Origin of the sequence: Aquabacterium sp., assembly GCF_036279675.1 — a bacterium.
GTDB lineage: Bacteria > Pseudomonadota > Gammaproteobacteria > Burkholderiales > Burkholderiaceae_C > Aquabacterium.
In genome coordinates this window covers 1-11965 of sequence record NZ_DASUIS010000134.1, presented here as the reverse complement: position 1 = coordinate 11965, position 11965 = coordinate 1, and the positions used below count along the sequence as shown (strand labels likewise).

The 11965-nt window shown below is 62.1% G+C and carries 13 protein-coding genes; 8 read left to right on the top strand and 5 right to left on the bottom strand.

The window, feature by feature from the left end; translation table 11 throughout:
- From VFW93_RS15445 to VFW93_RS15420, 6 genes are all read left to right on the top strand, one after another.
- A partial coding sequence (locus tag VFW93_RS15445; RefSeq protein ID WP_329694858.1) for a 4Fe-4S dicluster domain-containing protein occupies positions 1-823 on the top strand: 823 nt, incomplete at its 5' end.
- A gap of 2 nt (positions 824-825) precedes the next feature.
- Complete coding sequence (narJ, locus tag VFW93_RS15440) at positions 826-1548, top strand: nitrate reductase molybdenum cofactor assembly chaperone (protein ID WP_329694857.1); 723 nt, start codon at positions 826-828, stop codon at positions 1546-1548.
- Positions 1545-2240, top strand: a complete 696-nt coding sequence (narI, locus tag VFW93_RS15435; protein ID WP_329694856.1) for a respiratory nitrate reductase subunit gamma — start codon at positions 1545-1547, stop codon at positions 2238-2240. The genes narJ and narI overlap by 4 nt, the downstream gene beginning before the upstream one ends.
- Positions 2241-2261: 21 nt before the next feature.
- Positions 2262-3050 (top strand): peptidylprolyl isomerase, encoded by a 789-nt coding sequence (locus VFW93_RS15430; protein WP_329694855.1) that lies wholly within the window; start codon positions 2262-2264, stop codon positions 3048-3050.
- A 6-nt stretch (positions 3051-3056) separates the two neighbouring features.
- Entirely contained in the window at positions 3057-3758 is a 702-nt protein-coding gene (locus VFW93_RS15425; RefSeq protein WP_329694854.1) for a carbonic anhydrase, read from the top strand.
- Positions 3759-3908: 150 nt separating this feature from the next.
- Positions 3909-4604 (top strand): Crp/Fnr family transcriptional regulator, encoded by a 696-nt coding sequence (locus VFW93_RS15420; protein ID WP_329694853.1) that lies wholly within the window; start codon positions 3909-3911, stop codon positions 4602-4604.
- Between the two features lie 114 nt (positions 4605-4718).
- Here VFW93_RS15420 and VFW93_RS15415 read toward each other — a convergent pair whose 3' ends face one another.
- The 3 genes from VFW93_RS15415 to VFW93_RS15405 are packed head-to-tail and all read right to left on the bottom strand — an operon-like array spanning position 4719 to position 7723.
- The gene (locus VFW93_RS15415; RefSeq protein WP_329694852.1) at positions 4719-5420 is read right to left on the bottom strand and encodes an anaerobic ribonucleoside-triphosphate reductase activating protein; all 702 of its coding nucleotides are present in this window, start codon (positions 5418-5420) and stop codon (positions 4719-4721) included.
- Positions 5421-5424: 4 nt separating this feature from the next.
- A complete protein-coding gene (nrdD, locus tag VFW93_RS15410) occupies positions 5425-5637 on the bottom strand; it encodes an anaerobic ribonucleoside-triphosphate reductase (protein ID WP_329694851.1) in 213 nt (70 codons plus the stop codon).
- A 43-nt stretch (positions 5638-5680) separates the two neighbouring features.
- Entirely contained in the window at positions 5681-7723 is a 2043-nt protein-coding gene (locus VFW93_RS15405; protein ID WP_329694850.1) for a ribonucleoside triphosphate reductase, read from the bottom strand.
- 237 nt (positions 7724-7960) lie between these two features.
- Between VFW93_RS15405 and VFW93_RS15400 the strand changes: the two genes are divergently transcribed.
- The gene (locus VFW93_RS15400) at positions 7961-8704 is read left to right on the top strand and encodes a DUF481 domain-containing protein (RefSeq protein ID WP_329694849.1); all 744 of its coding nucleotides are present in this window, start codon (positions 7961-7963) and stop codon (positions 8702-8704) included.
- Between the two features lie 3 nt (positions 8705-8707).
- Here VFW93_RS15400 and VFW93_RS15395 read toward each other — a convergent pair whose 3' ends face one another.
- Positions 8708-9784 (bottom strand): oxygenase MpaB family protein, encoded by a 1077-nt coding sequence (locus VFW93_RS15395; RefSeq protein WP_329694848.1) that lies wholly within the window; start codon positions 9782-9784, stop codon positions 8708-8710.
- Between the two features lie 181 nt (positions 9785-9965).
- Here VFW93_RS15395 and VFW93_RS15390 point away from each other — a divergent pair, with 181 nt between their 5' ends.
- Positions 9966-10910 carry an AraC family transcriptional regulator gene (locus VFW93_RS15390; RefSeq protein ID WP_329694847.1) on the top strand — a complete coding sequence of 315 codons (945 nt, stop codon included), beginning with the start codon at positions 9966-9968 and terminating at the stop codon, positions 10908-10910.
- A gap of 19 nt (positions 10911-10929) precedes the next feature.
- Here the strand turns inward: VFW93_RS15390 and VFW93_RS15385 are convergent.
- Positions 10930-11965, bottom strand: a 1036-nt coding sequence (locus tag VFW93_RS15385; protein ID WP_329694846.1) for a carboxyltransferase domain-containing protein, incomplete at its 5' end; no start/stop codon positions are given.

The following is an 11965-nucleotide window of genomic DNA, read 5'->3' as shown; positions in this document are numbered from 1 at the left end:
CTGGCAGTCCGGCAAGGCCGAGAAGTGCATCTTCTGCTACCCGCGCATTGAAGCAGGCCAGCCGACGGTCTGCTCCGAGACCTGTGTGGGCCGCATCCGCTATCTGGGCGTGCTGCTGTATGACGCTGATCAGATCCAGGCTGCTGCCAGCGTGGCGCATGACCGCGATCTGTACCAGGCGCAGCTTGATCTGTTCCTGGATCCCACCGATCCCAAGGTGATCGAGCAGGCCCGCCAGGACGGCATTCCTGAAGCCTGGCTGGTTGCCGCACGCAACAGCCCGGTCTACAAGATGGCCGTGGACTGGAAGGTGGCGCTGCCATTGCACCCCGAGTACCGCACGCTGCCCATGGTCTGGTACGTGCCACCGCTGTCGCCCATTCAGGCTGCCGCCAATACCGGCAACCTGGGCATCAATGGCGAGATCCCGGACGTCAACCAGCTGCGCATCCCCGTCAAGTACCTGGCCAACCTGCTGACGGCTGGCGACACCATGCCCGTGACCCGTGCGCTGGAGCGCATGCTGGCCATGCGTGGCTATATGCGCGGCAAGCACGTGGATGGCATCGAGAACAAGCGCGTGCTGGATCAGGTTGGCCTTGACAAGCACACGGTGGAAGACATGTACCACGTGATGGCGATCGCCAACTACGAAGATCGTTTCGTGATTCCGTCTGCGCACCGCGAGTACGCGGAAAACACCTTTGACATGAAGGGCGGCTGCGGCTTCACCTTCGGCAACGGCTGTTCGGATGGCGTCACCGATGCCAGCCTGTTTGGTGCCAAGAAGAAGCGCACCATTCCCATCAAGTCGGAGATCTGAGCATGAGCGCCCTCATCACATTGAAAGCCGGTGCCACGCCGGTGTACAGCCTGCGCGCTCTGGCCAGGCTGCTGAGCTACCCGGATGCAGCCCTGCGTGACACGGTCCCGGACTTGCAGCAGGTTCTGCTCAACGAAGCAGCCGTGGGCGACAGCCGACTGCGCGGCCTGAGCATGTTGCTCGGCTCTCTGGTCGACCAGGAGGTCATGGAAGTCGAGGAGGCCTATGTCGATCTGTTTGACCGTGGTCGCGCCACGTCGCTGCATCTGTTCGAGCACGTTCACGGTGATTCGCGTGACCGTGGCCCCGCGATGATCGACCTGGTCAAGACCTACGAGCAAGCCGGCATGTTGCTGGATCCCGCCAAGGTCGGGGGCGAGTTGCCGGACTACTTGCCTGTGGTGCTGGAGTTCATTTCCACATTGCCTGCGGCGCAGATGCGTGACTTCATCGGCGAGATCGCCCACATTCTCAACGCCTTGCATACAGCGCTGATCAAGCGTCGCAGCTTGTATGCCCATGTGCTGGCAGCGGTGCTGGAGATCGGTCATCAGCCTGTCGAGACGGTCGCGGTACCGGAGGACGAGGACATGGACGCCAGTTGGGCCGAACCGGAGGCCTTCGCCGGTTGCAGCGCCAAAGGACAGCAAAGCCCTGATCAGCCGCAACCCATTCAGATCGTGCGCCGTAGCGCATCGGCCCCACAACGAGGAGCATCAGCATGAGCCTCTCTCATCAATTCATTTTTGGCATCTACCCGTATATCTGTGGCGCGCTGTTTCTGCTGGGCAGCCTGGCGCGTTTCGATCGCGAGCAGTACACGTGGCGCAGCGAATCCAGTCAGATGCTGTCCATGGGCACCTTGCGTATCGGGTCCAACCTGTTTCACCTGGGCATCATCGGGCTGTTCTTCGGACACTTTTTCGGCATGCTGACCCCGCCAGAGATCATCCATGCCCTGGGCGTGACGGCTTCGCAAAAGCAGATGCTGGCCGTGATCGCCGGGGGAACCCTGGGCAGCATCGGCTTGATCGGGCTGATCCTGTTGATCCATCGTCGCCTGAGCAATGACCGTGTGCGTGCCACCTCTCGTGGTCGCGACTTTCTGGTCCTGTTCTGGATCCTGGCCACCTTGCTGCTGGGCTTGTCCACCGTGCCCTTGTCCATCGAGCACAGCGATGGTGCGACGATGCTCAAGCTCATGGCCTGGGCGCAGCATCTGGTGACCTTCCAGGGCAATGCCCCGGCTTTCATCGCCGATGTGTCCATGGTCTTCAAGGTGCACATGTTCATGGGCATGACCCTGTTTGCGATCTTCCCGTTCACGCGTCTGGTTCATGCCTGGAGTGGCTTTGCTTCAGTGGGCTATCTGGTTCGTCCCTGGCAGGTGGTGCGCAGTCGTCGCATCGGCTTGTGATGCACAACAGGAGATCACACCATGTCACATGACCACGTCGCCATGCCTGTTGTGCTCAGGGTCGGGGCGGTCGTTCTGGCTGAAGATGCCGAAGCCCTGAACGATACCGAGAAGCGCCAGAGAGCCAGCCTGGAGTTGTTGCGGCAAGCCGCGATGGCCTCAGGCCTGCTGCCTGCGGATGACGCTCCTCCCGAGGACGGCGTCATCTCGGAGGCCGCGGCCGAGGCCATTGACCGCTACCTGCTGGAGCAGGTGAAGGTGCCTGAGCCTGACGAGGCCGCCTGCCGTCGCTACCATGCGGCGCATGCTTCGCAGTACGCGATCGGCGAGAAGGTGCAGGCCCGTCACATCTTGTTTGCGGTCACGCCCGGCGTGGACGTGCAGGCCCTGCGCTTGCGTGCCGAACAAGCCTTGCTGGATGTGCGAGCCGATCCCAGGCGCTTTGCCGATTCGGCCCGTGAACTGTCCAATTGCCCAACGGGGGAGAAGGGCGGCGATCTGGGTTGGCTGAGCGCATCCGATTGCGCGCCCGAGTTTGCCAAGGAGCTGTTTGCGCAGGATGAGGTGCAGGCCCATGTGGGGGTGTTGCCTCGCCTTGTGCACAGCCGTTTTGGTCTGCACGTTGTGGAGGTGCTGGCGCGCCAGCCGGGCCAGCTGCAGCCGTATGAAGTGGTCAGCCAGGCGGTGGCGCAGGCCTTGCGCCAGCAGGCGTGGATCACGGCCTTGCGCCAGACCATGCGGGTGCTGGCTTCTCGGTGGGATGTGCAAGGCGTCGACCTGGAAGCCGCGGCATCACCATTGATGCAGTGATCATCCATGGATGACCATTTACTGGAGCGCCTGAGGCGCTTCCACAGGGACTTCTTCCCCGACTACAAGGACAAGTTCCAGAGCCTGGTGGAGCAGGGGCAGCACCCCACGATCCTCTTCGTGGGATGCTCGGATTCCCGCCTCGTGCCCTACATGCTCACTGGCACGGGTCCGGGGGAGCTTTTCATCGTGCGCAATGTCGGTGCGCTGGTGCCACCTTATAACGGCTTGCACGGGCTGCATGGCACCGCAGCGGCCATCGAGTACGCCGTTCTCAATCTGCATGTGAGCCATATCATCGTGTGCGGGCATTCACACTGCGGCGCCATGAAGGCCTTGTATGAAGAAGTTTCGCCTGAGGCCAAGAACCTCCAGGCCTGGCTGGATCTGGCCCGTGAGGCTGCCTTGCCTGTACAAGTGTCGGAGGAGGCGTTGCGGCGCACCGAACAGCGCTCTGTCGTGTTGCAGCTGGAGCGTCTGATGGACTACCCCATGGTGCGGCAACGCGTGGAGAAACGCCAGATTTCGCTACATGGCTGGCACTATGTCATCGAAGAGGGCGAGGTGCACGTGTTTGACGTCAGGTCCGGCCGCTTTGTGCCCGCTTCTCATGCCGAGCACAGCGGGACAGGCCCCTACCAGGATGTCGATCCGGACAACGGGTCCATCTTCAACGAGGTGGATGCCTCCTGGTACCAGGGGCGCTGAGGCGTCAAACGGGCGCCATGCCTGTCGTCCGAAATGCTTAGCTCCATTACCCTACCTGATCTGTTGGCCATATTTGCGCCTTGTCAAATCCATGCCTATTGCGGATGCCCAGAATGAACTCAGATTCATGGGAATTCGAGGAGCAATATGATGGGTTCGCGCAGACTGAACGTGGTGTCCTACCTGGGCGGCCAGGCCTTGTTCAAGGACATGTCGGCGCCGGAACTGGCGCGTATCGCTTCTGCGTCCAGCGTCAGACGCTTGTCGCGAGGGCAGGAGATGTTCCATGCCGGGCAGGTGTGCGAGGGCTTGTACTTCGTCATTGACGGCATGATCAAGCTGTATGCCAAGGCCCCCAGTGGTCAGGAGAAGGTCATCGAAGTCATCGGTGCGGGCGGATGTGTGTCCGAGGCGCTGATGTTCAGCGAGGGCGCTCACAGCGTGAATGCCAGCGTGTTGATGGATGTGCAGTTGCTGGTGGTGCCAAGAGATGTGCTGGTCAACGAGATCGAGCACAACGCAGGATTGGCAATCCGCCTGCTGAAGGGTGTGGCCAGACGGATGAACAGCCTGGTCAAGGACATCGAGGCTGTGACGCTTCATTCGGGTGTCAAACGCGTGGTGGATTACCTCCTGCATTCGCCGGTTGTCGGCGATGTTCACGAAGCCGACAAGGACCTGACGGTGTCCTTGCCTGCCAGCAAGGGCACGATCGCCTCTCTGCTGTCCGTGACACCGGAGCACTTCTCTCGCATCCTGCATGATCTGCAGGCGCAAGGCTTGATCGAGGTGGACCGTCGGCACATTCACATTCGTGATGCGCACGGTCTGGCTCAGTGCGCCTGATATGCCGGGTCAATGCCACTTGTTCTGAACGACCTGGTCCTGCAAGTCCGACGAGGCCGTGATCAGCGCAGGAAGCGCATCGGTCGAGGCCGGCGGCAACTCGCTCGAGAGGCCTCAGCGTACGGCCAGCGCCACGCCGGTATCGCGCAGACGTTGCAACAGCGCCGATGACGGCGCAGACCAGGTCTCACGGAGCTCGTCATGTCGGGCTGTCTGGACATGGGCATCCTGGAAGGGCTGCAAGACCCATTCGGATATGCCCAGGTGGACCAGCGTGCGGGCGAGGTCGACCATGCTGTCGTCGTTGTGGAGTTGTGGGTGCCAGGTCGTGCGTACTTCCAGCGCCAGCCCTTGTTGCTTCACCGCTTCCAGAACGCCCTGCAGACTGCGCCAGGCAGGTACGCCGCTTCGAGGTATGGCTGTGACGTCTTCGTAGCGGGCGAAGTCAGTCTTGACGTCGAAACCGATCCAGTCGACAAATGGCAGAACGGAGGCCAATCGTTCCGGGTAGACGCCTGCCGTATGCAGCCCCACCTTGAAGCCCATGCCACGCACGGTCTGGATCGCATCGGGCAAGTCCGGGTCGAGCGTGGGTTCTCCGCCGCTGAACACGACGCCGTCAAGCAAGCCTTGCCGCCTTGCCAGGGTGCCCAGGACCTGAAGCCAGCCACCTGGCAGGCCGCCTTCACGTGTTTGCAGTTCCGCGTTGTGGCAGTAGTGACAGCGCCAGGGACAGCCTTGCACGAAGACCACCGCGGCGAGTTGGCCAGGCCAGTCGGTGGTGCTGAGAGGCGTGAACCCGCCGACTTTCAACATGGGTTCACACGCATGCCTGCTCGGCAGGGCTGGTGGCGAGATGTTGTTCGTCGGGTTCCTTGAAGTAGACGCGTTCCGCAAACTCCCCCTTCTTGCCAGTGTTGAAGGAGGAGACCGGGCGGTGGTAGCCCATGACGCGTGTCCAGATCTCGCAGCGCTGGCGTTCTCCTTCAGTGAGAACAGGGTGAGCTTGTGATGGATGGCGGAGGGTGTTCATGAGGCGTGACTCCTGTGTGAGCGGGTGGCGAGAGCGCGTGAACTCAATGTGATGTGCAGCATGGGCCGCCGGTGTGGCGCTGTGGTCGCTTGCGCGCCAGAGCTTCTTCGTCGCACATGGGGCAGAACTCGTGTTCGCCGGACAAGTAGCCGTGAACAGGGCAGATCGAAAATGTGGGCGTGATCGTGATGTACGGCAGGCGAAACCGTGTCAGAGCACGTTTGACCAGTTCCTTGCAAGCCTGTGGCGACGACACGCGTTCGCCCAGATACAGATGCAATACGGTACCCCCTGTGTACTTGGCTTGCAAGGCCTCTTGTCGCTCCAGGGCTTCGAACGGGTCATCGCAGAAACCCACGGGCAGTTGCGACGAGTTCGTGTAGTAGGGCATGTCGCTGGGGCCGGCTTGCAGGATGTCGTCAAAGCGCTTGAGGTCTTCCTTGGCGAAGCGGTAGGTGGTGCCCTCCGCTGGTGTGGCCTCCAGGTTGTAGAGGTGGCCGGTCTCCTCCTGGATGTCGGTGATGCGGGCACGGATGTGATCGAGAAAGCGCAAGGCGAAGGCTTCACCCCATGCGGAGGTGATGTCCTCCTGGTCATTGGTGAAGTTGCGGATCATCTCGTTGATGCCATTGACACCCAGCGTGGAGAAGTGGTTGCGCAAGGTCCCCAGGTAGCGTTTGGTATAGGGGAACAAGCCGTTATCCATGTGCTGCTGGATGACCTTGCGCTTGATTTCCAGACTGGTCTTGCCCAGTTCGATCAGCTCGTCGGTACGGGCCAGCAGGGCGGCTTCGTCGCCCTTGTAGAGGTAACCCAGCCGCGCACAGTTGAGGGTCACCACGCCGAGCGAGCCTGTTTGCTCGGCTGAACCGAACAAGCCGTTGCCACGCTTGAGCAACTCGCGCAAATCCAGCTGGAGCCGACAGCACATCGAGCGGATCATGTTGGGCTGCAGATCCGAGTTCAGAAAGTTCTGGAAATAGGGCAGGCCGTATTTGGCCGTCATCTCGAAGAGACGCTCGGTATTGGGGTGTTCCCAGTCGAAGTCCTTGGTGATGTTGTAGGTAGGGATGGGGAAGGTGAAGGCGCGGCCCTTGGCGTCGCCACGCATCATCACGTCGATGTAGGCCTGGTTGATCAGGTCCATCTCGGCTTGCAGATCGCCGTAGGCAAAGGGCATCTCCCGTCCGGCGATGACCGGGACCTGCTCACGCAGATCTTCCGGGCAGGTCCAGTCAAAAGTCAGGTTGGTGAACGGTGTCTGTGTGCCCCAGCGCGAGGGCACGTTGAGGTTGTAGACCAGCTCCTGGATGCACTGGCGTACCTGTTCGTAGCTGAGGCCATCCTTGCGGATGTAGGGGGCCAGATAGGTGTCGAAGGAGCTGAAGGCCTGCGCACCAGCCCATTCGTTTTGCAGCGTGCCCAGGAAATTGACGATCTGGCCCACTGCGCTGGAGAGGTGCTTGGGCGGGCCAGCCTCCACCTTGCCTGGCACACCGTTGAGGCCTTCGTGCAGCAAGGTACGCAAGGACCAACCTGCGCAATAGCCCGAGAGCATGTCCAGATCATGGATGTGGAGATCAGCCTCTCGATGGGCCTGACCGATTTCAGGCGGGTACACGTGCGCCAGCCAGTAGTTGGCGATCACCTTGCCCGAGACGTTGAGGATCAGGCCGCCGAGCGAATAACCCTGGTTGGCGTTGGCATTGACGCGCCAGTCTTGCTGGGAAAGGTATTCGTTGACCGAGCGTTCGACGTCCACGGCGCAGGCCTTGTCTGCTCGCAACTGGCTGCGCTGCTCGCGGTAGACGATATAGGCGCGTGCGGTGTCGTAGTGCCCCGCGTTCATCAGAACGCGCTCGACCTGATCCTGAATCTGCTCCACGGTGGGGACGCGTCGCTGCAAGGCCTGACGCACCTGCCGGGCGAGTTCGACCGCACGTGAAGCGTCGAACTCACCGGTGGCTTTGCCTGCGCACTCAATGGCGCGTGTGATCTTGTCGAGCTTGAAGCTGGCGGTTGTACCGTTGCGCTTGATCACGGCGACTGCCAAGGTCTCCGCTTGTGCGAGCGAGCTGTCATTCATGCAGGGCTCCTACTAGATGTAGTGTTTTGCTTGTTTGCGAAACGCTACCGGTAGTGTTCGTGGTGGATTCAATCTTGCGTTTGACTCTGGTCAATCAGGTGCGATTGAAGTCTGGTTCCAGCCATCGTCGCCTTGCGCCTCCATCGATGTGGTTCGGCATCGGGCCAGTCGGGCGCTGGCGGGGCCTCGGTCTGCAGGCATGATGCGCACTTGTTTTGACAAGCTGAGTTGCGGGATATGAGCGAGAAAGGTGACAGGCGTCGGGTATGGGCCCTGACCTTGGTGCTGTTGGCAGGATGTGCGCAGGCTGAGGAGGTGCTCGACGACACCTTCAAGGGTGACGTCGATGGCCAATACAGCTACAACAAGTCGGAATACGTCAGCCGTCGCCTGACGCTGGCCGCAGATGTGGCCTACCTGATGCCACAGCGTGAACTCGATGGGGAACTGCGCTTCGATCGCGAGTACATCAAGGAGGCTGACAGCCCTCAGTCGATCAACCGGGATCGATACGATGCGAACGTCAAGTTCAAACAGTTTTTCGATGGATCGCCTTACTACGCCTACGTATCACCACGCGTGCGGCACAACCGCTTCGGCTACTACCAGTCGGCGCAAGCCTTGCGGGCCGGGGTGGGGCGCAAGTTTGGGGGCGACGGCAGCTGGACGGCGAGCGCCGAAATGGGTTCAGGCTACCGTGTGGCCCATGCCGAAGACGGTGACAACGTGAGCGAAGTGCTTTACACGACCAGTGTGAAGGCCAATTGGGACATCACCGATCAGCTGTCGATCAAGTTCAATGGGGTGCAGGAGCAAAGCCGCCGTGAGACCTTTCGGACCATGGGGCTGGCCTTGCGCAACAAGCTGACCAACCACATTGCCTTGAAGTATGAGGTCCTGTATCGCCGCTCCTTCCCCTTCGACTCGAAGGAGAAGGACGGCGAGCTGTCCGCCGAGTTTGGTGTGGGCTACTCGTTCTGAGCCTCAGGTCGAGGTTTTCAGGGCGTAGTCAGCTGGGTTGCCTTTGAGACCCTTGTTGACCAGGTATGTGAAGTAGCGCGTGCCTGCACGCACTTCCATGTCACGCCAGCCCGGGATGCGATAGCGCAGGGCCGTGGCCTTGTGCAAGCCCGCCACCACGGCGATCACCATGGCCCACAAGGGATGGCGTCGGATGGCCAGTTTGTCGGCCAGCTTGCTGCCCAGCAGTCTTCTGGATATGGCTTCCAGGGCACCTTGCGGCAGGAAGAAGGGTGATTGCCATGCCAGGCCCTGGTGCACGGCCGCCACCAGGGTGCGGCTGTTGTCATCGGGTGTCATCAGCGTGCGCTGGAAGAGTTCGTACAGGTGCGCTTCGTCTTCGAGCGTGTCTGGCAGCAGCGAGAGGTTCACGCCTTGCAGGTAATTGCCATAGCGCCACAGCAACTGGTAGCTGCGCGCTTCATCCTCCGGAATGACCACGCCCAGGCTGCGCATGCTGTTGATCAGCAGGGAGCTGAAGCCCAGTGAGGTGAGGCCCATCTGCTGCTGGTTGATGGGGCTGCCCAACTCGTCGCTAGGCCATTGCGCACGCGTCATCACGTGGTAGCGCACCATGGCATGCAACAGGCGCACACGGATGATGGCCTGGTGGCCAGGCGCACCCACTTCGAGCGCGCCGGGTTGCATCACGGCGTGGACCATGGTGGAGGTCTCGAACAGGCGCCTGACCACGTCCTGGCGCAGGCGGCCGGTGTGCAGCAACACCTTGGCCGAGCCGGGTGGCGTGTAGGTCACCAGCAGGCTGCCCAGCACGAAGGAGGCGATGGACAACGGTGCGCAACGCAGGAAGAGCTCCTGGCCTTTGCGCATGGCCTGCGTGTCGGCCCAGCTGGGTACGTGGTTGATCTGCTCGATGAAGGTCCTGTAAATGCCACCTTCCTGGCTGGCCAGTTGCTGGACCTGACCGAGCAGGTCGCCACCGCGCCGCCCGCCTTGCATGAGCGCAGAGATCACGGCATCGGCGAGCGGGTCGCCTTGTTGGGAGAATTGCTGGTAGGCCTCGGAGGTGGGAAGCGTCACGATGTCACCTTGCTTGTTGGTTTGACTGGGCTTGAGCGTAAAGTCGGGGCTGGTGTGGCGTCTTGACGCGGCTGACAAGCGGTTTTGACATCACCTTCACTTTCTGGCCCTGGGCTGTACCTTGTTGACTGCTGCTGGTTTTTATCTGCGATACCTGCTTGACGCGACGTCAAGCTTGGGCATGGACCTGTCGGATCTGGCCGCGAGCAAGGGCGTCGTGCTGCCCGAACTGGCAGATCCCGGCAGCCGGGTGGCACTGGATGTGGTGGATGACGTGTTGCAGGAAGCCGTTCGTGCGCAAGACCGATCCGATGGCATGCCCTTGAGCCTGCAACTCGGAGGGGCCGTCACCCCCGTGGCGCTGGATGTGCTGGCCTATGCCAGCATGAGCAGCGGTACCCTGGGCGATGCCATCAAGCTGCTTTGCCAGTTCGAGCCCTATCGCCTGGGCTTTGCACAATGTGAATTGAGCGAGGAGGGCGATGAGGCTGTGGTGACCCTGCAGGCGCAAGGATCGTGGGCCAGCCTGCCTTTGCAGATCGAGGCCGCCTTGGCGGGTTGGATCGAGTTCGGGCGCTGGATCACGGGCAATGTGTCTCATCCGCTTTGCATCGAGTTCGCACACGTCGCAGACGCACCGCAGGCGCGTTACGAGGCCTTTTTCCATTGCCCGGTGCTGTTCGAGCGGGGGCGCAACGCGGTGCACATTGACCGCCAGTTGTTGGGCCATCGCCTGGCCGCGTCCAACCCCGACGTCTGTCGGCTCATGCGCGAGGAGATGCAGCGCCGCATCGAGCGCTACGCCCGTGGCGAGCAGTTCATCGTGCGCATGGACCGAGCCATCGAGGCTTGCCTGTCTGATGGCGTGCTGACACTGGAGAGCGTGGCGCAGGCCATGTCGCTGGAGCCCAGGCAGTTTCGTGCTCAGGCCAGCACAGCGGGCACCACGCTGACAGCGGCCGTGGATGCCGTCCGCCAGCGCCTGGCGCGCCAGTACCTGACCGGCGGTGTACCGCTGGCGGACATCAGCCAGCGCCTGGGCTATTCCGAGCAGAGCGCCTTCAACCGGGCCTGCGTACGCTGGTTCGGTGTCAGCCCGGGCAAGTGGCGGGCTGACCTGGCCTGATTCACACCCTGCATGGCCCTCAGGCCAGCACCACCACGCTCTGGCCTGCCGACACGCCACTGCCTTCCTGGCATCGCACCTGCAGTACCTTGCCTGCAGCGGGCGCCAACACCGGGAACTCCATCTTCATGGATTCAACCACGGCGAGCGTCTGGCCTTCCTGTACCTCGTCACCTTCCTTGACGAGCACCTGCCACACGCTGCCCGGGACGGGGCTGCCGACGGCGGTGGCACCTTCCGGCAGCGCATCGGCGTCGCGCGCGGGTGCTTGATCGGGCTCGCTGAGGCTGCCGTCCTGCCCGGAGGCCTTCCAGCGCTCGCGTTCGGCATCGAAGGCGGCTTGCTGGGCCTGCTTGAAGGCCGTGATGCTGGCGGCCTCGTCGTTCAGGAAGCGCTGATAGTCACGCAGGCTGAAGTGGCCTTCTTCGATCTTCAGCTTCATGCGGCCGGCCGGGAAGTCGCGGCGCATCTGGGCCAGTTCGGCCTCGCTGACCGGGTAGAAGCGAATCTGATCAAAGAAGCGCAGCAGCCAAGGCTTGCCGGCTTCGAAGTCGGCCGCCCCGTGTCGGGTGTCGCGCCAGCGGTTCCACATCTGCACGGTGCGGCCCACGAACTGGTAGCCGCCAGGGCCTTCCATGCCATAGACGCACATGTAGGCGCCGCCAATGCCCACGGCGTTCTCGGGCGTCCAGGTGCGGGCGGGGTTGTACTTGGTGGTGACCAGGCGGTGGCGTGGGTCCAGCGGCGTGGCCACCGGGGCACCCAGGTAGACATCGCCCAGGCCCATCACGAGGTAGCTCGCGTCAAAGACGATGCGCTTGACGTCTTCGATGCTGTCCAGCCCGTTGATGCGGCGGATGAACTCGATGTTGCTGGGGCACCAGGGGGCGTCGGGGCGCACCGACTGCATGTACTTTTCGATGGCCAGGCGCGTGGCGCTGTCATCCCATGACAAGGGCAGCCACACGGTGCGCGTGGGCACCGAGATGTCATCGCTGGTGGCCAGCGTGGCTTCTGCCTGGTTGAGCGCCGCCAGCAGTTGCGTGCGGGGCAGG